The organism is Betaproteobacteria bacterium (assembly GCA_016791345.1).
Lineage (GTDB): Bacteria > Pseudomonadota > Gammaproteobacteria > Burkholderiales > JAEUMW01 > JAEUMW01.
The window spans coordinates 1-19,455 of the sequence record JAEUMW010000338.1 but is presented as its reverse complement, the minus strand read 5'-3'; the positions used below and the strand labels follow the sequence as shown (position 1 = coordinate 19,455).

The following is a 19,455-nucleotide window of genomic DNA, read 5'->3' as shown; positions in this document are numbered from 1 at the left end:
CACGATTCGGCCGAGGCGAGAGGCTGAGACAATCGTTCGATTCCGGTGTGGGCAAGTCCGAAGTCTACCACTGGCGCCCGTCCGGTTGCGGCGCACGCGGCGCGATCAGGCTGCAGTGGATCCGCAGCGCCGCAGCGCCATCGGCGGGTGCCTCAACAGGCCTTGCGTGCGCGACCGATCGCAACCGGAATGCGGCGGTGCCCGAACGGCTGCTCGAACGCTCCGAAGCGGCCGGCAATGGCGGTTCCACAGTCGGGGCAGCGACCGTCCGGCGTGAGACGATAGGCTGCGATGCGATACCAGTCGCGCCCGATCAGCGGCAGCGCACAGGTCGGGCAGTTCGTCGTGCCGCCGTCGAGGTCGTGCACGTTGCCCGTGTAGACGTAATGCAGCCCTTCTTCGAGCGCGATGTGGCGCGCCCGCGTCAGCGTGGAGGGGGGTGTCGGCGGCACGTCTCCCATCTTGTAGTCGGGATGGAAGGCGCTGAAGTGCAATGGCACGTCGGGCCCGAGCTCCTTCATGATCCACTGGCACGCCGCCCGGATTTCCGTGTTGGAGTCGTTGCGACCCGGGATGAGCAGTGTCGTGATCTCGAACCAGACCCGGGTTTCGTGCCTGAGATAGGTCAGCGTGTCGAGCACCGGCTGCAGATGTGCACCCGTCAGCCTGAAATAGAAGTCGTCCGTGAACGCTTTCAGGTCGACGTTCGCCGCGTCCATCTTGGCGTAGAACTCGCGCCGCGGCGCGGCGTGCATGTACCCCGCAGTGACTGCCACGGTCTGGATCCCCTGCTCGTGACAGGCGTCCGCGACGTCCATGGCGTACTCGGCGAAGATCACCGGGTCGTTGTACGTGAAGGCGACGCTACGGCAGTCGTATTCGACGGCGGCGCGGGCGATCGCCTCGGGCGAGGCCTGGTCGGCGAGCCGGTCCATGTCCTTCGATTTCGAGATGTCCCAGTTCTGACAGAACTTGCACGCGAGATTGCAGCCCGCGGTGCCGAAGGAGAGGATGGCGCTGCCGGGATGGAAGTGGTTGAGCGGCTTCTTCTCGATCGGATCGACGCAAAAGCCCGAGGAGCGGCCATAGGTCGTGAGCACCATGCGCCCGTCTTCCATGGCGCGCACGAAGCACGCGCCGCGCTGGCCTTCGTGCAGCCGGCAGTCGCGCGGACACAGGTCGCACTGGATGCGGCCGTCGGCCAGGGGGTGCCACCACCGCCCGGGGTATGCGTCGCTCATGCGGGTAGGGGTGCCACCGCCACGTCGTCTTCGGCGTACTTGGCGACGCTGTAGCGCGAGAGCCGAATGCCGCTTTCCCAGAACGACGCCGGCAGGCCGGCCTTGCGCTTGAGCTCGCGCAGGAAGAGCGCCGGTTCCGGCAGGTCCGCCCACACCTGGGGCAGGAAGGTGCCGTGCGCGGCGCCGCACTGCAGCACCACCCCGTCCTCGAAGGGTTTGAGACGCGCGAGCGCGTCCGCCTCACTCGTGCATTCGATCGGCTGCAGCAGGGAGAGCAGCGACACCTCGATGCGCACCTCACCAAGCTCGTCGCGCTGCAGGGGAGCGAAGCGCGGATCGCGAAATGCGGCCGCGAGCGCATTCGCCTTCAGGTCGACGAGCAGCGGCCGATACGCTTCCAGGCTGCCGATGCAGCCGCGCAGCGCGCCGTGCTTTCTCAAGGTGACGAACGTGGCGCCCGGCGTCGCGAGCCAGGGGGCGTCTTCACATGCACTGACCGCGCTGCCCAGCTCGTTGGCGATCGCCGCCCGGGCGATCGCGAGCAGGACGACGCTTCGCCCCTGCGTCACGCCGGTGCCTCCTCGAACGCGACACTGCAATAGCCGACGACGCGGCCGCGGTCGCCCGCCGTGTCACCGGAGTTGCGCAGATCGAGCAGGTGCGCCCGCAGGCCGTGACGCCGGGCAGCGAGCAGCAAGCCGTTCACCGGTGTGCCGCCGCACGCGTGCTCATGGTCGATCACGGCATCGAGGCCGAGGATCGCATCCACGGTCTGGCGGTCGGCCTCGCGGGCGACGGCATAGGGCAGGTAGTGAGAGAGATCGGAACTCACGACGATCAGTGTCTCCTCGCCGCCCCACAGGCAATCGAGCACTTCGGCAACCTCGGCCGCGGACGCCCGCCCGACGGCGAAGGGCGCGACGGAGAAGCATTCCAGCACGCGCTGCAGGAACGGCAGATGGACCTCCAGCGAATGTTCGAGCGCATGGGCGCTGTCGCTCACGATCACCTGCGGCAGATCGGCAATCGATGCGAGCGCTGCGCGGTCCACGGCAACCGGGCCGAGCGGGGTCGAAAACGCGGTGGCGGCGGGGATGGCGAGCCCGCGCACCGGCGTGCGATGTGTCGGGCCGAGCAGGACCACGCGGCGGATCCGCTCGCGTGCCGGGCGCAAGCGTGCGTAGGCGCTGGCGGCAATGGGGCCCGAGTACACGTAGCCGGCGTGGGGGGCGATGATCGCCTTCGGCACGCCACAGGTGCCGGCGTCCGGCTGCACCGCAGCCAGCATCGTCTCCACATCGCGGGCGAGCGTACCGGCCTCTGCCGGGTAGAAGAAACCGGCTACCGCGGTTGGGCGAATCGCAGTCATGAAGGAACCTCCTCCTCTAATTCTAGTAAACGGAGTGGGGCCGGCGCCGGGTGAATCAAGAGTGCATCCCGGAAATTTCCTGCGCGCGCCGGCGAGGGTCGCAAACGGCATCAGTCGTGGTGGCGCATGAAGCGATGCTTGCCGCGACGCCCGAAATCGCGCCGCACCAGGGAGAACTCGTGCAGCCGCGTCTGCACCCGGGCGTTGATGCCGTGCTCGGCCATCACGCCGCGGGCGTCGGGCGCGCCTGCCGGCAGGCCGGTGAGGAGCTCGATGGCCTCGTCGACGGTGGCTACTGCATAGACCGCGAAGCGGCCCTCGCGCGCGGCGTCGACGACGTCCTGGCGCAGCATCAACTGATCGACGTTCGCCGCCGGGATCAGAACGCCCTCCGCGCCGGTGAGGCCACGCTTCGCGCAAAGATCGAAGAAGCCCTCGATCTTCTCGTTGACGGCGCCGATTGCCTGCACCCGGCCGTGCTGGTCGATGGATCCGGTGACGGCGAGCGACTGCCGCAGCGGCACTTCCGCGAGCGCCGACAGCAGCGCACAGAGTTCGGCCAGCGAGGCGCTATCGCCTTCGACAGAATCGTACGTCTGTTCGAAGACGAGGCTCGCCGCGAGCGAGAGGGGTGCCGTGCGGGCGAAGCGCGCGCCCAGGAAGGAGGCGAGAATCATGACCCCCTTGGAGTGGAGGGCGCCGCCCATCTCCACTTCGCGCTGAATGTCGAGGACGTCTCCCTCGCCCAGGCGTACCGTCGCGGTGATACGGGTGGGCTCGGCGAACTCGAAATCGCCCAGGCGCAGCACCGACAGGCCGTTGACCTGAGCCACCCGCATGCCTGTCGAATCGATGACGAGGATGTCGCGGAGGATGGCGTCGTGGACTTCGTCGCGCAGACGGTCCGCCCGGGCCATGCGGGCGGTGATGGCGCGCTCGACCTCGTCGCGTCCGGCGATCGACTTGCCCGCGGCGCGCGCCCAGTAGTCGATTTCGCGCAGCAGATCGGCGAGATCCTGGAGGTGCGTCGAAAGCTTCTGGCCGTCTTCGCTGCGGCGGGCGCCGTATTCGACCAGCCCGGCAACGGCACTGCGGTCAAGAGGAACCAGCCCGTCGCGCCGGCCGACCGTGGCGGCGAACCGGGCGTAGAACTCGATGCCTTCCGCGGTGCGGGGAATGCGCTCGGAGAAGTCCGCCTGCACCTTGAAGAGCTCGCGGAAGTCGGGGTCGTACTCGTGCAGCAGGTAATAGAAGAGGCGGTCACCGAACAGGACGATCTTCGCGTCGAGCGGCAGCGGCTCCGGCTCCAGCGAAACGGTCGGTGCCAATCCCCAGTGATCGGCCAGCGCATCGATGTGGACCTTGCCGCTGCGCAGGCAGCGCTTCAACGCCTCCCATGCGAAGGGCTGCGTCAGCAGTTTCACGACATCGAGCAGCAGATAGCCGCCGTGGGCACGATGCAGGGCGCCCGCCTTGATCAGAGAGAAGTCCGTGACGAGCGCGCCAAGCTGGGCGACGTGCTCGACCCGGCCCACGAGATCGGGCAGTGCGCAATGGTCGAGCAGCACGACCGGAGGACCCTGTGCGCCGCCGTGGTCGATGATGAGGTTGACCTGATAGCGCCGCAGTATGCTTGCCGGATCGGCTCCCGTTCCGGGCTGCGGGGCGGGCACTTCCGCCTTGAGGAAGAATTCCGCGTTGTCGACGATGTCGGCGCGGACCTGGTCGAGGTACTCCAGTACCTGCGGCAGGTCCCGGAAAGCGGATCGGACATCGTCGATGACGTGATCCACCGCATGCCGCGCAAACTCCTGGTTGAGTGTCCGGATGTGCTCGCGGTGCTCGCGCCCCCAGCGAGGCAGACCGGCAAGAAATCTGTGCAGACGCTCCTGAAGGTCGGCGAGATGCGCGTCGCTGATCGCCTTTTCATCCTCCGGCAGCTTTTCGTACGCGTCCGCATCGATCACCTCGCCGTCCTTGAGCGGCGCGAGCGTGAAGCCGCCCGGCGTGCGCAGCACGGCGATACCGAGCTTCTGCGCCTCCTCGCCGAGCGCCCGGAAAGACGTCTGCTCGCGTTCGGCGTAGGTCTGGTCGATCGCTTCGCGGCGAGTGCGGTACTCCTCGCTCGCGAAGATCGCCGGGATCGCCGCCTTCAGTTCGTCCACGAAATCCGCCATGTCACGGCGCAGACCCTCACCGCGCCCCGCTGGCAGCCGCAGCGCCCGCGGCCTGCGTGCATCCGCGAAGTTCATGACATAGCACCAGTCCGAGGGGGCAGGTCGATGTGCAGCCTCCGCCGCCAGACAGCGCTCGACGAGGGTCTGCTTGCCAATCCCCGGCGGGCCCATCACGTAGAGGTTGAAGCCCTCGTGGCGCATCCCGATCCCGAAGCGCACGGCGTCGACGGCCCGCTGCTGACCGAAGAACGCGTCCACGTCCGGCAGTTCGGCCGTGGTTTCGAAGGGGAACGAGGCGGGGTCGCAGCGCCGAACCAGTTGATCGGGGGTAAGCGGCTTCACGGCGTCTTCTCTTGCCTCCAGGCGCCGACATGCGGACGGTGCGGGCGATTCCATGATAACGCAGCGGGCAAGGGGATCGGAGCGGCCGGTGCTCGCGAGCGATGATCCGGGCGGGTTACAAAAGGTTGCGAGCGGCCGGAGAGCCGGCCGATAATGGCGCGCTTTCGATCGGCGATAGACGTGAGCCGCTATTTCGCACTGGTTCCCGCGGCGGGCTACGGCGCCCGCATGGGCGGAACACTCCCGAAGCAGTATCTGCCGCTGCTGGATCACTCGCTGCTCTACCACGCGGTGCGGCCGCTGGTCGATGCGGGCTTCATCGCACGCGTTTTTCTCGTGCTGTCGCCGACGGACGAACGTTACCGCCGCCAGGACTGGCGTGCCCTTGGCGCACGCCTGGTCGCACTGCACTGCGGCGGCGAGACGCGTGCCGCCAGCGTGCTTGCCGGCCTGCGGGCGATGGCGGGCGAGGTCGCCGATGACGACTGGGTGCTCGTGCACGATGCGGCGCGGCCGTGCATCGACGGCGAGCTCCTGCAGAGACTGAAGCAGGAGGTCGACGACGATGCAGTGGGCGGTCTGCTGGCACTGCCGGTGGCGGACACGCTCAAGCGCGGCGATGCCGACGGGCGCGTGCTGCGGACCGAGTCGCGCGCCGACCTGTGGCAGGCGCAGACACCGCAGATGTTTCGCTACCGGTTGCTCGTGGACGCCTTGAGCCACGCCGGCACCGACGCCGTGGTGACGGACGAGGCATCGGCCATCGAGCATCTGGGTCACCGGCCGCGGCTCGTCATGGGCGACAGCCGCAACCTCAAGGTCACCTATCCGCAGGATCTCGCGCTCGCTGAGCTCATCCTGAAGACGGCGCTGCGATGATGAGAGTCGGCCAGGGTTTCGACGTGCATGCGCTGGTCGCGGGTCGGCGCCTCGTCATCGGTGGGGTCGAGATACCGTTCGACCGTGGTCTGGCCGGCCACTCCGATGCCGACGTCCTGCTGCACGCGGTGACCGACGCGCTGCTCGGGGCGGCGGCGCTGGGCGATATCGGACGTCATTTTCCGGATACCGATCCGCGCTACCGCGGTGTCGACAGCCGCGTGCTCCTGCGCGAGACAGCGCGACTACTCGCCGAGCACGGTTTCCGCGTGGTCAACGTCGACTCCACGGTCATCACGGAAACGCCGCGCCTCGCGCGCTACATCCCGGCAATGGTCGAGAACATCGCTGCCGATCTCGCGGTTCCCGCGAATGCCGTCAACGTGAAGGCGAAGACCGCCGAGCGGCTCGGCTTCATCGGCCGCGGCGAAGGGATCGTCGCAGAAGCGGCCGCCCTCATTGCCGAGATCTGGGTCGAATAGAACCCAGCCCGGAGATGGGATCTCGCCCCATCGCTGACACGGCGCACGTTCGGCTCTTCTTCGCGCTGTGGCCGGACGCCGCAGCGCGCGCGCATCTGGGCCGCTGGGCGGCCGACCTGCATCGAAGCTGCGGCGGTCGACGCACGCGCGACGAGCAGTTGCACGTGACACTCGCGTTTCTTGGCAAAGTGCCGCTCGGGCAGCTGCCGATGGTGCGCGCGCTCGCCGGAAGGCTCACGGTTCCGGCCTTCACCCTCGATTTCGACGCACCCGGTTACTGGCCGCGGAAGCGCCTGGTGTGGGCGGCACCGGGCAGGATTCCGGAGAGTCTCGCGACGCTGGCACGAGAACTGGCGGAGAGCCTGCCTGGGGCCGGATTGGAGATCGAGGCGCGGTCGTACTTTCCGCATGTCACCCTGATCCGCGACGCCGGGCAACCGGCAGCAGCTCCATGCGGGAGGTTCTCATGGGAAGTCAGGGACTTCGTCCTGGTCGAATCGCAGCTCGGACCGGGGGGTTCGCGCTATCGGGTCGCCGGGCGCTGGCCGCTCACGCCGCACCAAAGTGCCTCGCCTGATGACGACGCGATGGCAAACACGGAAACAGAGGGTCGTTGCGGAGGGGAAAAAAGCTGCGGAAAACGTTAAAGCCCGCGCCAGGAGATTCGCGGTTGGGAAAATCGCGTCCAGTTTTTCCCGAGGGGTAGTACGTGTTTTCCGCAGCTGGATGGAAGTCTACCGGTGCAGTACTTACGAATCCCTTACGTATTTCGGTGTCTGAAAATCTCACGCGGACATGTATATCGCATATCCGCGTCGGGTATCAGGGCAGGTCGCGCAGACTGCGCAGGATCGCTTCCGTCGTCGCCGAAGGACGTATGCCGAGCGAGTGCGAGAGCGTCTCGCGGCAGCGCCGGTAAATGTCGAGCGCGTCGGCGAGCCGACCGAGTTCCCGCTGTGCCAGCATGAGGCGCTGGTAGGCCTCCTCCGCCAAGGGGTCGATGTCGAGCGCGTGCTGGTAGAGGTCGATCGCCTGGTCCCACTGATAGCGTTGCTCCAGCGCCTGACCGATCGCCATGACGCGGCGGCGGAACAGCGCGCGTAGCCGTTCGCGTGCCTGCAGCATCCACGGCTGATCGTCCTCGGTCGCCATGAACGCGCCGCGGTAAAGCCTGCGGATGAAGCGCGCGTCGCAGGGGACACCGAGAGTTTCGGTCGAGATCTCCGTGCCGTCCTCCTGTCGGCATGCCTGTTCGAAGGCCCAGGCATCGACCCAGCAGATCTGGTCGTTCAAGCTGAGCTTGCCGTCTTTAAGGAGGACCGCATTTTCGACATCGATCAACCGGCGCAGACGGTGCAACGTGGCATCGAACGCCCCCTGTGCGGCGTCGCCGTCGGCGTCCGGCCACAGCGCCTCGGTAATCTGGCGCGTATTGACCTCCCGACCGAGTGCGATGAGCGCCTTGAGCAGGTCGAGGGGCTTGTGCTGAGCCTTGCCGGAGGAACGCAAGGCCTTGCCGTGACGTTCGACCGCGAAGCGTCCGAGGGTGTAGATGCGCACCGGCCACGGCCACTCCTGCACCGTCGGTGAGGTCGGGGTGAGGCCGAGTCGGGTGATCAGGCGCCGCACGTAGTCGGGTTCGATTCCGGCGTCGAGGGCCCGGCTGCACAGCTGGGCCATGACGCCCGGTGCGGCGACCGGATAGAGCGTCATGTAGTCCTGCTCGGCGCCGAGCGCGAAGGCGCGCTGCAGCGTGGTGAGACCCGCTTCATGTTCACCATTGGCAAGCAGCGAGCGGGCGAGGGCGCACAGGGCGGTAAAGCGCACGAGTGCACTCCCCGTCGATTCTGCGAGCTTGAGCGCTTGGGCCAGCATGTCACGGGCGCGGACGTGCTCACCGTCGGCGATCAGGGTGAACCCGAGCTGCACGCGGAACATCGCGCCGCGCACCGCAGAGCCGAGAGCATCGGCGAGCGGCAGATACTCCTCGGCCAAGTCCACCGCGCGCCGCACCTCGCCGCGGTGGAGCAGAATCGCGGCACGCAGATACTGATACTTGACCTTGTTCATGAACTGCGTCGGGGTCAAGGCGGTCTGCATCCGATCGGCATACTGTTCCGCGAGCGTGACGTCGCCGGCCACCAGGGCGGCGTTGGCCGCGTGGTAGCAGTGCCAGACGTCGAGCACATGTACCCCGCTCCTCTCGGCGAGTGCAAGCGCCTTTTGCGTGACCTCCAGGGCATGCCCGACGTTCGCGTCGAGCACGTCCTGGATGATTTCCCACATCAGGCACTGCTGTGCCGTGAGCGGTGCGACACCGCGCGTCGCAGACACGGCCTCTATCTCGGCGCGGATCACGCGGGCGCCCCGGAGGTCACCACGCCACAGGGCGTACATCATGGCAAAGGTTGCGAGCTGCGCGCGCTGGTGCGGATCCGGCAGCACCTGGATCAGCTCGTGCGCGCGCTTCGACCACTGCCGCAGTATCGGGTGATCGAGCCTGCGTACCATGATGGCAACCCCGCCGTTGAGCACGCGCACCTCGATATCGGTGCTCGGATAATCGGGGTGGCGCCTGCGCAACTCTTCGAGTTCGGTGATCCACCGATCGACCTCGGTGAAGGAAGCCCATTGCAGCGTGAAGCTTTCCATGACCGCCGACCAGGTCACGTAAAGCCCTATGGGATCGTCTTCTTCCTTGAAGCGGGCATATGCGCGCTCGAGCCACTCATAACCGCACGCAGGATCGCGCAGGAGCTCGCAGTTGCCCTTGCGCAGCGAAAGCCAGGGTGAGCCTGCCACGACGGCTTCCGGCATCGCTCCCAGCCACGATGAGAGCGTCCGGTGTCGCGCCTGGACGACGAGCCGCCACGCATGGCGGCGAATGAGTTGTGCCAGATCATTCCAGTCACCGCCGTCGATGTAGAGCTCGGCGGCTGCCTCGATCTGTCCGTTCTCTTCCAGCAGCACGGCGGCCTCGCGTCGCCGGTGCCGGAACTCGTCGGGTGGCCATTTGGCGCGCGCCCGCTCGATCAGGAAACGGCGGTACAGCGGATGGTATTCATACGCACCGTCGTTGCTGCCGCGGCGCTCGGTGAACATGTTCCGGCGGTGAAGCTCCGAGAGAACGGTGCCCGCATCCGCCTCTCCGGAGACGCGCGCCGCGAGCGCGGCGGTCGTGTGCGGCAGGAACGCGGTACGCAGCAGGAAACTACGCTGGGCGGGCGTGGCCTTCTCGAAGCTCTCTTGGGCAAAGAAGTCGAACAGGATCGGTGGCGGAAGCGATCCCGCCTGCGGCAGGGGAGTTCCCTCCTTGAATGCACTCAGCATCAAGGTGAGTCCGGCCGGCCATCCGCCAGAGGCTTCGATGAGGGGCTTCATCTCCTCGGCATCGTAGCCCCAGCGCCGCACCAGCGCTGCGCCGTCCGCGTCGGTCAACCTGAGCTCGTTCCAGCCGATGACGCACAGCTCGCGGCTCGCCTGCCAGCGCGCGAACCGCGCCGACGGTTCCTCGCGGCTCAGGGTGAGAAGCGTGCCGCCAAGCGTCATGCTCTTCAGCGCGGCCTCGATGATCGTCTGCAGCGCGGGACTCGAGGCCACTTTCGCAAAATCGTCGAGCACGAGGATCCACGGCGGATCCCAGAGTCCGAAAAGAGCCTCGAAGTAATGCCGTGCGAAGATATCGAGCGCAGGCAGAGCCTCGTTGCTGAACCGGGGGATGGTACTTGCCGTATCTGCATCGAGATTCGCCGCGATTTCGAGATTGCGGAAGAAGGTGGCGGGTTCTGCGTCGCTTTCATCCAGGCAGTACCACACGTAGCGATGGCCGCCGACTGCGAGCCACGACGCGACCAGCGCCGTCTTGCCGGCCCCCGCCGGTCCGGTCACCCAGATCGCCGTGTGCTTGCCGGCACGGTCGAGCCGCGCAAAGAGCTGGGGTCGCGCGACCAGGTCGGCAGCGACCGGCGGCGTGAACTTGGCAAGCCGCGGCGCGGAGCGCTCCATCAGGCACTCCGGTCCGTCGGGCAAGGAAATGCTGCAGTCGCGTTCAGGCGAACGTGCCGTAGCGCCGTTGCATCGGCCCTGCGGGATGCGACCGCTCGCCCTTCGCGAACGACGCCACTGGACCGGCGTCTGTCCGGACCGCTTCCATCGATCGTTTGGTGCACGCGCCTTCCACCTTTTTCTTGTGAGCTGGCCAGGCTAGCCCGATTCCTCTCGCGGGCCGGTGGTTATGCACCTTGCGTCATAATCGACCCGCTGCGCTCGCCTCGCCGCCCTGATTAATGGCACGGCTGTGCTTCAAAAGCAAATCTGACAATTTGAGAGATTCGTTCTCTTCCCCTGATTTCCAAAAGGAATTCGAACGCACCTGCACCGTCTTCGGGTCGGACTAGGCCGACTGGACGAGCCCGGCCGAGGTGATCTGGCGGCTTGCGTCAGAGATAGATGCAGGTCTCGAGATGCCCCGCAAGGGCGCGCTCATCGATCTTGGTGTAGTCCTTCTCGAAGATCTCGGAGACGAGTTGCTTCACATGGTGGCTCAGGTGCCCCTTGATCAGCCCCAGAAATCCCGGCGCCGACACCAGGATGAGGCGTTGATAGGCGTTGCTCGTGCGACCGTGATCGAGGGCCTTGCACAACTCCACGGCGAAGTTCTCCGCTTCCACCTCTTTCGGCGCGTGCCCGGAGATGTAGGCACCGTGCCCGTTGCCGTTGCTCTGAAAGTGTCCGGGCCGATCGCTCACGAGCTGCGATCCCTTTTCCCGGCTCGCCGGGTGAGCGAACTCCCGGATCTTGCGCAGCCCTTTCTTGGGCCCTTCGTTGGCGTAAAGTCTCGCCGCGGCTGCGTTGGCCACCAGTATCCACGTCGTGGTCATTCTGGGTCCTCCCTTGTGACTGTGCGCTCCGCCTGATTATAGCCCGCCTCGCCGAGCGCGACGCCGCCGGTGGCGGCGGGGAATGTCACGCGTGCTTCCGTGCCGCCGCCGGGGCGGGGAAGGAGTTCGATGCGACCGCCGTGCAGCCGCGCGATGCGGTCGGCGATCGCGAGCCCCAGGCCGGCGCCCGGGGTGCTGCGCGCTGCGTTGAGGCGCGTGAAGGGCTGCAGCAGCCGCTCGACTTCGGTCGACGGGATTCCCGGGCCGCGATCGAGCACGGCCAGGATCACGCTGTCGCCCGTGCGGCGCGTGGCGATCACCACGTCACCGCCGCCATGCCGCAGCGCGTTCTCGACGAGGTTGACGATCAGGCGCTCGATCGCCCGCAAACGCAGGGAAAGCGCCGGCACGGCGCCGAGTTCCAGTCGCGGTGCCGGGCAATCCGGCAGCCTTCTGCGGGCCGCGACGTGCTGCACGACCGCGTTCAGATCCGCACCGGGGGTCGGCGGTTCTGCGCTTTCGTCGCGCGCGAAGTCCAGGAATTGACCGATAGCTGCATCCATGTCCTCGATGTCCTGCACCATGTCTGCCTTGAGTTGCGGATCGCGCGTGCCCACCATCTCGAGTGCGAGACGCAATCGCGCCAGGGGGGTGCGCAGGTCGTGTGACACCCCGGCAAGCAGCAGCGCGCGGTCAGCGTCGATGCGCGAAAGGTCGGCCGACATCTCGTTGAACGCGCGCGCGAGCGCCCGGATCTCGGTTGGACCCTGCTCCGACAGGGGCGGCACCGGCTCGCGGCGCCCGATCTTCGCGGCCGCCGCTGCGAGCGTGCGCAGCGGCTGGTTGATGCGCGCGATGATGAGTGCCGCTCCCGCGAGCGAGAGCGCAAACACGACGCCGATCCATGCCACCCAGTGCCACGGGAAGGGGCGCTCGCGGATCCGCGCGCGCGGAATCGACACCCAGTAGCGCTCGCCCCCGCTCTGGAAGGCGACCCAGAGGGTCGCGGTGGGACGTCCCCGGAACTCTATTCGCGCGGGCTCACCGATGAGACGGGACACTTCCGGCCGCAGCAGAGGGAGCACCGGACGTTCCTCCAGCGACGGGTGCTCCGGCGGATCAGGCGGCGCATCCGTGTGCACGCTGATGCCCTCCCGCTGTGAGAGTGCATCCAGCAACGCCCGGCGCTCGGCGAGGTTGGGTGTGGCGAGCGCGGCGCGAGCCAGGTTCACCACGCCGGCGATCTGCTCGGCGAGTTGCAGCGCACGGGGACCGCGGTCCGAGAGGCGGAAGACCTGAAACAGCACGAGCTGACTCGCAATCAGTAAGAGCGCCAGCACCAGCACCGTGCGCCAGAGCAGTGAGCGCGGCAGCAGCGACATCCTCTAGCGCTTCCCGTTTCCCGGCGCTTCGCCGTCGGGCACGAACACGTACCCGAATCCCCAGACAGTCTGGATGTGGCGCGGGTGAGCGGTGTCCTCCTCGATCAGCCGGCGCAGCCGCGATATCTGCACGTCGATGCTGCGCTCGAACGCCTCCAGCTCGCGACCGCGCGCAAGCTCCATCAACTTCTCGCGCGACAGCGGCTGCCGTGGATGTGTCGCAAGCGCGCGCAGCAGCGCGAACTCGCCGGTCGTCAGCGCAATGGCTTCGTCATCGCGGCGCAGTGTGCGTGTCGCCAGATCGAGGACGAAGGGGCCGAAGACGATGGCCGGCTCATCGGCGCGCGGTGCCCCGGGATGCATCGGCGGTGGTTGTCGCCGCAGCACGGCGTGGATGCGCGCCACGAGTTCGCGCGGGTTGAACGGCTTCGGCAGATAGTCGTCGGCGCCCATCTCCAGTCCGAGGATGCGGTCGACGTCGTCGCCCTTCGCCGTCAGCATGATGATCGGGACCGTCTGCCCGGTGCCGCGCAGGCGTCGGCACACCGAAAGCCCGTCCTCGCCGGGCAGCATGAGATCGAGGATGACGATGTCGACCGACTCCCGGGCGAGCACCTTCCCGAGCATCACCGCGTCTGCTGCCACCACAACCTCGAAGCCCTGCTCGCCGAGATAGCGATGGAGGAGTTCGCGCAGACGTGCATCGTCGTCCACTACCAGCACCCGCTTTCTTCGCTCGGACATCGTGGCGTGTTGCGATCTTGAGATGCTGCCCATGCTAGCTGCGGCGCTCGCCTCGCGCACCTCATCTGTAACGATCCCTCAATGCTGAGCGGAACTGAAACAATCTGTTACAGACCGCGGCAGGCGGAAACAACGCACTTACACCGGATCCGTACCATGCGTCAACGCGGTGTCGGCGTTGCCGTTATCCGAAGCGAGCGGCCACCGCAATCGACCGCGAAAACCCACTGGAGATCATCATGAAAGCAAGATTGTCAGCCACGCTCGCCGCTGTCGCGCTGTGCGCGGCGGGTCTTTCTCAGGCCGTTGCGGCACCGGCCGTATCGCCCGGCAGCGAGGCACAGGCGCAAACACCGGACCGCGGCAAACCCGACGGCAGGGGCTGCGGCCCGGCCGGTCGACACAGTCTCGAGTCGCGGTGGAAGCAGCTCGACAGCGACGGCGATGGCAGCATCAGCAAGGCGGAAGCCGAGAAGGGCGCGCCGCATCTTGCCGAACAGTTTGCCAGCATCGACGCGAACGGCGACGGCAAGCTCACGCCGGAGGAAATGCGCAACGCCATAAAGGCGCATCGGGCGCAATGCCGGCAGGATCCGGAGCGCTGCCGCGCGCAGATGAAAGAGCGTTTCGAGGCCGCCTGGAAGCGCGCGGATACCGACGGTGACGGGACGCTGTCGCGCGGCGAGGCCGAGAAGGGAATGCCGCGTCTCGCGCGACACTTCGATCAGATCGACACGGACCACGACGGGCGCGTCACGGTCGCGGAGGTGGAGGCGGCACGCGCACGTCATCCACGTCCGCCCAGCGCGCCGGCTCCGGCGGCGCCCCCGGCAACCGCGCCCCGGAACAACGGCTGAGCACCGAGACAGGCTAGCGGCTTACCGTGGCGACGGTCGCGCGACCCATGCCGACGATGCGCCGCTCGTCGAGGGCGAGCCTGTACGCCACGTAGTACTTGTAGACGTCGCGCACGTAGGCGCTCGTGCGCAGACCGAGCTTCTGGGCAGTCACGATCTCGACGTTGTTGAACCACTGATTCGGATCGAGGCCGCGCCGCTCGGCCTCGGTCCGCATCCTGGCGATGTCGGGCGCACCCGCCTGATAGCTGGCGATGGCGAACAGTGTGCGGTTCGTCTCGGATAATTCCGCGTCCTCGAAATTGCGGGCGAGGAGCTGGTCCATGTACTTGGTAGCGGCGTGGATGTTGGGCTCGACGGTGCGGATGTTTCCCACCTTCATTGCGGCGCCGACCGCCGGTGTCACCTGCATGATGCCGACGGCGCCGTAGACGCTCTCGGCCGTCTGATCGAGCCGCGACAGCTGGTAGGCCTGTGCCGCCAGCAGGAGCGGGTCGAAGCCGTATTCCTCGCCGTACTTCCGGAAGAGCGGGAGCGTATCCTGCAGGCGCTTGAGCTCCGCGTCGCCAAGGTTGTTCCGGAGCGGCCTGAGCCCCTGCGCATAGACGCCCGCGAACCTGTACTTGCGCTTACCGACATCCTCGAAGAAGGACTCGAGTTCCGCGCGCAGTTCGGGATTGTCACGCCGGATCGCCCAGCCGACGATGCCACCGGCACCCACCGCGGCCTGCTCGTGCACCTGGATGCGGGGAAGCCTGCCCGCCCACAGCCGCGCTTTCCATTCATCGACGACGATCACGTCGAGCATGCCGGCGTTCAGCATCTCCATCATGTCTTCGTCATCGAGATCTTCGGGCACCGGGACGATCTTCACCGGCGCCTTGCCTTCCCTGCGCAGGCGCTCGTTCAACACCTGCAGGCTTTCCTGGTAGCGCGATGACTTGCGCACGTGGATGCTCTTGCCCGCGAGATTTTCGACGGCGTCCATCGTGGGACCGTCCACCCGGGTCAGCACGACTTCGAGGTTGGGCTTCGCGTCCGCGAGCGCGACGAAGTCCACCAGCTTCGACTGGCTGTCGGCCACGGTGAGATTGCCGGCGGCGACGTCGGCAAAGCCGTCGGCGACGTCCGGGAGCAGATCGTTCCACGGCGTGCGCAGGAGGCGCACCGTGAGCGGACGCTTGCCGAGTCGCTGGTGGTATTTGCGGTTGAGATAGCGCTCGAAATCGCGCGCGAGTTGCGCCGAAAGCCCCAGTGTGCGGCCGCCGTCGTTCACGTAGAGCGAGCGGCTGTAAGGCACGGCGACGCGGATCAGACGTCGCTCCAGCATGTCCTGGAAGTCGTCCTTCCAGATCGGGGCGGGGACGACCGGCGTTTGCGCCGACGACGCACAGGCGAACAGAACGAGAGCGGCCAGGATCAGGCCACGCATTGGAATTCTCCTTCTCGGGGTGGGCCGGCCGGCAGGCGCGGACGCGGGCGCATGCCCATGGTAGCCAATGCCGCGGACTGCGTCATGACCGGCCCGCTCGCAGCGCAAGGTGTGTCCGGGCGCCGGGCGAGTCGTGGATAATGCGGCTTTTCCGTAATCCTGCAACCGGCATTGTCCGGTTTTTCGAGCCGTGGCCCAATACGTTTTCAGCATGCACCGGGTGAGCAAGGTCGTTCCACCCAAGCGCGTCATCCTCAAGGACATCTCCCTCTCGTTCTTCCCTGGTGCCAAGATCGGCGTGCTCGGGTTGAACGGTTCCGGCAAGTCGTCGCTGCTGCGCATCATGGCGGGCGAGGACGCCGAATTCGACGGTGAGGCGACGCCGATGTCGGGTCTGCGCATCGGCTTCCTGCCGCAGGAGCCGCGCCTCGATCCCGGGCAGAGCGTGCGCGAGGCGGTGGAAGAGGGCATGAGCGACGTCGCGGAGGCGAAGCGCAGGCTCGACGAGATCTACGCCGCTTATGCGGAGCCGGACGCGGACTTCGACCGACTGGCAAGCGAACAGGCGAAGTACGAAGCGGTCCTCGCGACGGCCGGCGGCGACAGCGAACATCTGTTGGAAATTGCTGCGGATGCCTTGCGCCTGCCGCCCTGGGAGGCGAAGGTGGCGCAGCTCTCCGGTGGCGAGAAGCGGCGCGTGGCGCTGTGCCGCCTGCTGCTCTCGAAGCCTGACATGCTGCTGCTGGACGAACCGACGAATCACCTCGACGCCGAGAGCGTGGAGTGGCTCGAGCACTTCCTGCAGCGGTTTCCCGGCACGGTGATCGCAGTCACCCACGATCGCTACTTCCTCGACAACGCGGCGGGATGGATCCTCGAACTCGACCGCGGCCACGGCATTCCGTGGCAGGGCAATTATTCGTCATGGCTGGAGCAGAAGGAACAGCGCCTCGAGATCGAAGCGAAGCAGGAGGCCGCACGCATCAAGACGATGAAGGCCGAGCTCGAGTGGGTGCGACAGAATCCCAAGGCACGGCAGGCGAAGAGCAAGGCGCGCATCGCACGCTTCGAGGAACTCGCGTCGTACGAGCACCAGAAGCGGAACGAAACGCAGGAGATCTTCATTCCCGTCGCCGAGCGCCTCGGCAACGAGGTGATCGAACTCAAGGACGTGATCAAGGGCTACGGCGACCGACTGCTGATCGATCGCGTCTCGTTCAAGATCCCCGCGGGGGCGATCGTCGGCATCATCGGTCCCAACGGGGCGGGCAAGTCGACGCTCTTTCGCATGCTTGCAGGCAAGGAGCAGCCCGACAGCGGCGAGATCGTGATCGGCCCCACGGTGCGGCTCGCCGTGGTCGAGCAGACGCGGGAGGCGCTCGACGATGCGAAGACCGTGTGGGAGAACGTCTCGGGCGGCGCCGATCTCATCACCGTCGGCAAGTTCGAGATGCCGTCGCGCGCCTACCTCGGGCGCTTCAATCTGAAGGGCGCGGACCAGCAGAAGCTCGTCGGTCAGTTGTCCGGCGGCGAGCGCGGGCGGCTGCACCTCGCCAAGACGCTGCTCGAAGGCGGTAACGTGCTGCTCCTGGACGAGCCCTCGAACGATCTCGACGTGGAGACGCTGCGGGCGCTGGAGGATGCGCTGCTGGAATTCGCCGGCACGGTGCTCGTGATCTCGCACGACCGGTGGTTTCTCGATCGCATCGCGACTCACATCGTGGCCTTCGAGGGTGATTCGCGGGTCGTGTTCTTCGACGGCAACTACCAGGAATACGAAGCGGACAAGAGGAAGCGCCTGGGCGAGGAAGGTGCGCGGCCGAAGCGCATCCGCTTCAAGCCGCTCAAGTAGCGCGCCGCTGTCGGCGGCGCCTCGTCACGGAACGGGCGCGGCGGCGGGTGCGGCAGTGATCGTGACCGGCGCGTCGGAAGAAGTCGTCACCGGCTCGTGGGACTCCGCGCTGTCGAGCGTCTCGGCGGGTGCAGCGGATTCTGCCGCGGCCGGCGCAGCTGCCGGGACACTGTCTCCCGTCTTCGCGGGGGCATCGTCGTCCTCGTCGTCGTCGAGGTTCTCACGTGGCGGGTTGCCGTCCCAGATGAGGTTCTTGCGCTGTTGCATCCAGGCTTCGCGCACGAACGAGTACTCGTCGACGGCTGCCTCGCTCACGAATTCCTGCGCTTCGAGCGCATCAGCCCGCAGCACCACTACGGTTGCGCCGTAGACGATGTTCGCCGCACGCACGTCGTTGATGAGCCAGGTCGGCGGATAGAGGAAGATGTCGACGCCGAGTCCGACTCCATCCCGGAAACTCGAAGGTCCGGCCAGCGGCAGCACGAGGTAGGGGCCTGACGGTATGCCCCAGACCGCAAGCGTCTGACCGAAGTCCTCGCGATTGCGCGTGAGACCATCCCTGCTCGCCAAGTCGAAGAAACCTGCGAGGCCGAAGGTCGTGTTGATCACCACGCGCTCGAGATCGCGGCCAGCTTGACCGAACTTGAACTGCAGGAGGCTGTTCACGGCGGTGACCACGTCGCGCATGTTGCCGACCATGTTGGAAATCCCGGTGCGCAGGAACTGCGGCGTGAGCCGTGTGTAGATGGTAGCAACCGGCTTCACCACAGCGACGTCGGCCGCCTTGTTGATCGCGAACACCATCCGGTTCATCGGTTCGAGTGGATCGCGCTTGTTCGTGGTGGCACATCCGGCGAGCAGCGCCACGGCGACGAGCACCGCGGTGAGAATCGGCAGGGAAGGGGCAGAGGCGTGTCGCACGGTCGGCATCCGGTGGTGGGCGAGGACGGTTACGGGAGTGGATTATAAACAGACTGTGTCGCGCGGCCGCAACGCAAGGGGCATTGCGAGATGCTTTGGGGGCGGCCGCAGCGGTTGCCGGCGCAGCAATTTGCGTTCCGAAATCCGATCCAACTCTATAATCGATCAACGGAAAAGCGGAGGACATCGATGATCGAGTTGCGGGATTCCTCGCTGCTGCGCAGCGCAGCGTATCTTGGCGGCGCGTGGGTAGCGGCCGATGGCGGCGGGACGCTGGCGGTGGTCGATCCGGCGAACGGCGAACGGATCGCTGCAGTTCCGGACATGCGCGAAGCAGAGACGCAGCGTGCGATCGCCGCGGCGGATGCCGCCCGGGTGGAGTGGGGCGGCCATACCGCCAAGGATCGCGCCAACCTGTTGCATCGCTGGTTCGATCTCATGCTCGAGCATCGCGATGATCTGGCAATGATCATGACGCGCGAGCAGGGCAAGCCGCTGGCCGAGGCGCGCGCGGAGGTCACCTATGCGGCATCGTTCGTGGAATGGTTCAGCGAGGAGGCGAAGCGCGTCTGCGGCGAAACGCTGCCGGTCATCCAGCATGGCAAACGCATGCTGGTGCTGAAACAGCCGGTGGGTGTCTGTGCTGCCATCACGCCCTGGAATTTCCCGGCGGCGATGATTACGCGCAAGGTTGGTGCAGCGCTCGCCGCGGGATGCACGATAGTGGTGAAGCCTGCCGAACAGACGCCGCTTTCCGCGCTCGCACTCGCCGTGCTGGCGGAGCGCGCGGGCATTCCGGGTGGAGTCCTCAACGTCGTCACGGGCGACGCGGAAGCGATCGGCAAGGTTCTGACCGCAAGCCCGGTCGTGCGCAAGCTCACGTTCACCGGCTCGACG

16 protein-coding genes are annotated in these 19,455 nt (G+C 66.7%); 6 read left to right on the top strand and 10 right to left on the bottom strand.

Annotated features, from left to right (window positions below):
• Nucleotides 1-152: 152 nt before the first annotated feature.
• The 4 genes from amrS to JNK68_13305 all read right to left on the bottom strand — a co-directional run bounded on the left by amrS (nt 153) and on the right by JNK68_13305 (nt 5,183).
• Nucleotides 153-1,241 (bottom strand): AmmeMemoRadiSam system radical SAM enzyme, encoded by a 1,089-nt coding sequence (gene amrS, locus JNK68_13320; GenBank protein MBL8541336.1) that lies wholly within the window; start codon nt 1,239-1,241, stop codon nt 153-155.
• Entirely contained in the window at nt 1,238-1,810 is a 573-nt protein-coding gene (gene amrA / locus JNK68_13315; protein ID MBL8541335.1) for an AmmeMemoRadiSam system protein A, read from the bottom strand. Before amrA ends, amrS begins: the two co-directional genes overlap by 4 nt.
• The gene (gene amrB / locus JNK68_13310; GenBank protein MBL8541334.1) at nt 1,807-2,610 is read right to left on the bottom strand and encodes an AmmeMemoRadiSam system protein B; all 804 of its coding nucleotides are present in this window, start codon (nt 2,608-2,610) and stop codon (nt 1,807-1,809) included. The genes amrA and amrB overlap by 4 nt, the downstream gene beginning before the upstream one ends.
• Before the next feature lie 110 nt (nt 2,611-2,720).
• On the bottom strand, nt 2,721-5,183 hold the full coding sequence (locus tag JNK68_13305) for an AAA family ATPase (protein MBL8541333.1): 2,463 nt from the start codon (nt 5,181-5,183) through the stop codon (nt 2,721-2,723).
• 99 nt (nt 5,184-5,282) lie between these two features.
• On the opposite strand from JNK68_13305, the gene JNK68_13300 reads away from it, so the two are divergent.
• Genes JNK68_13300 through thpR form a run of 3 tightly spaced genes read left to right on the top strand, consistent with a single transcriptional unit; the run spans nt 5,283 to nt 7,137 of the window.
• Nucleotides 5,283-6,008, top strand: coding sequence for a 2-C-methyl-D-erythritol 4-phosphate cytidylyltransferase (locus JNK68_13300; GenBank protein ID MBL8541332.1), 726 nt, complete (start codon nt 5,283-5,285; stop codon nt 6,006-6,008).
• Nucleotides 6,005-6,490 carry a 2-C-methyl-D-erythritol 2,4-cyclodiphosphate synthase gene (locus JNK68_13295; GenBank protein ID MBL8541331.1) on the top strand — a complete coding sequence of 162 codons (486 nt, stop codon included), beginning with the start codon at nt 6,005-6,007 and terminating at the stop codon, nt 6,488-6,490. Before JNK68_13300 ends, JNK68_13295 begins: the two co-directional genes overlap by 4 nt.
• Before the next feature lie 14 nt (nt 6,491-6,504).
• Nucleotides 6,505-7,137, top strand: a complete 633-nt coding sequence (gene thpR, locus JNK68_13290) for an RNA 2',3'-cyclic phosphodiesterase (GenBank protein ID MBL8541330.1) — start codon at nt 6,505-6,507, stop codon at nt 7,135-7,137.
• Between the two features lie 175 nt (nt 7,138-7,312).
• On the opposite strand, the gene JNK68_13285 is transcribed toward thpR, so the two are convergent.
• The 4 genes from JNK68_13285 to ompR form a co-directional block, all read right to left on the bottom strand.
• Entirely contained in the window at nt 7,313-10,495 is a 3,183-nt protein-coding gene (locus tag JNK68_13285) for a hypothetical protein (protein ID MBL8541329.1), read from the bottom strand.
• A gap of 434 nt (nt 10,496-10,929) precedes the next feature.
• Nucleotides 10,930-11,370, bottom strand: a complete 441-nt coding sequence (locus JNK68_13280; GenBank protein MBL8541328.1) for a host attachment protein — start codon at nt 11,368-11,370, stop codon at nt 10,930-10,932.
• Entirely contained in the window at nt 11,367-12,752 is a 1,386-nt protein-coding gene (locus tag JNK68_13275) for a HAMP domain-containing protein (GenBank protein MBL8541327.1), read from the bottom strand. The genes JNK68_13280 and JNK68_13275 overlap by 4 nt, the downstream gene beginning before the upstream one ends.
• Before the next feature lie 3 nt (nt 12,753-12,755).
• Entirely contained in the window at nt 12,756-13,496 is a 741-nt protein-coding gene (ompR, locus tag JNK68_13270; GenBank protein MBL8541326.1) for a two-component system response regulator OmpR, read from the bottom strand.
• A 239-nt stretch (nt 13,497-13,735) separates the two neighbouring features.
• Between ompR and JNK68_13265 the strand changes: the two genes are divergently transcribed.
• A complete protein-coding gene (locus JNK68_13265; GenBank protein ID MBL8541325.1) occupies nt 13,736-14,353 on the top strand; it encodes an EF-hand domain-containing protein in 618 nt (205 codons plus the stop codon).
• Nucleotides 14,354-14,366: 13 nt separating this feature from the next.
• Here the strand turns inward: JNK68_13265 and JNK68_13260 are convergent, their stop codons facing one another.
• Complete coding sequence (locus JNK68_13260) at nt 14,367-15,785, bottom strand: transporter substrate-binding domain-containing protein (GenBank protein MBL8541324.1); 1,419 nt, start codon at nt 15,783-15,785, stop codon at nt 14,367-14,369.
• Between the two features lie 190 nt (nt 15,786-15,975).
• Between JNK68_13260 and ettA the strand changes: the two genes are divergently transcribed.
• Nucleotides 15,976-17,637: an energy-dependent translational throttle protein EttA gene (ettA, locus tag JNK68_13255; protein MBL8541323.1), complete on the top strand. Its 1,662-nt coding sequence runs from the start codon at nt 15,976-15,978 to the stop codon at nt 17,635-17,637.
• Between the two features lie 24 nt (nt 17,638-17,661).
• On the opposite strand, the gene JNK68_13250 is transcribed toward ettA, so the two are convergent.
• Entirely contained in the window at nt 17,662-18,558 is an 897-nt protein-coding gene (locus JNK68_13250) for a VacJ family lipoprotein (GenBank protein ID MBL8541322.1), read from the bottom strand.
• Between the two features lie 189 nt (nt 18,559-18,747).
• Between JNK68_13250 and JNK68_13245 the strand changes: the two genes are divergently transcribed.
• On the top strand, nt 18,748-19,455 hold a 708-nt coding region (locus JNK68_13245; protein MBL8541321.1), incomplete at its 3' end, for an aldehyde dehydrogenase family protein.

Excerpts from the sequence above, each read along its gene's own strand:
- amrS (MBL8541336.1), bottom strand. The coding sequence starts at position 1,241 with ATGAGCGACGCATACCCCGGGCGGTGGTGGCACCCCCTGGCCGACGGC.
- amrB (MBL8541334.1), bottom strand. The coding sequence starts at position 2,610 with ATGACTGCGATTCGCCCAACCGCGGTAGCCGGTTTCTTCTACCCGGCA.
- JNK68_13305 (MBL8541333.1), bottom strand. The coding sequence starts at position 5,183 with ATGGAATCGCCCGCACCGTCCGCATGTCGGCGCCTGGAGGCAAGAGAA.
- JNK68_13300 (MBL8541332.1), top strand. The coding sequence starts at position 5,283 with ATGGCGCGCTTTCGATCGGCGATAGACGTGAGCCGCTATTTCGCACTG.
- JNK68_13295 (MBL8541331.1), top strand. The coding sequence starts at position 6,005 with ATGATGAGAGTCGGCCAGGGTTTCGACGTGCATGCGCTGGTCGCGGGT.
- thpR (MBL8541330.1), top strand. The coding sequence starts at position 6,505 with ATGGGATCTCGCCCCATCGCTGACACGGCGCACGTTCGGCTCTTCTTC.
- JNK68_13285 (MBL8541329.1), bottom strand. The coding sequence starts at position 10,495 with ATGGAGCGCTCCGCGCCGCGGCTTGCCAAGTTCACGCCGCCGGTCGCT.
- JNK68_13280 (MBL8541328.1), bottom strand. The coding sequence starts at position 11,370 with ATGACCACGACGTGGATACTGGTGGCCAACGCAGCCGCGGCGAGACTT.
- JNK68_13275 (MBL8541327.1), bottom strand. The coding sequence starts at position 12,752 with ATGTCGCTGCTGCCGCGCTCACTGCTCTGGCGCACGGTGCTGGTGCTG.
- ompR (MBL8541326.1), bottom strand. The coding sequence starts at position 13,496 with ATGTCCGAGCGAAGAAAGCGGGTGCTGGTAGTGGACGACGATGCACGT.
- JNK68_13265 (MBL8541325.1), top strand. The coding sequence starts at position 13,736 with ATGAAAGCAAGATTGTCAGCCACGCTCGCCGCTGTCGCGCTGTGCGCG.
- JNK68_13260 (MBL8541324.1), bottom strand. The coding sequence starts at position 15,785 with ATGCGTGGCCTGATCCTGGCCGCTCTCGTTCTGTTCGCCTGTGCGTCG.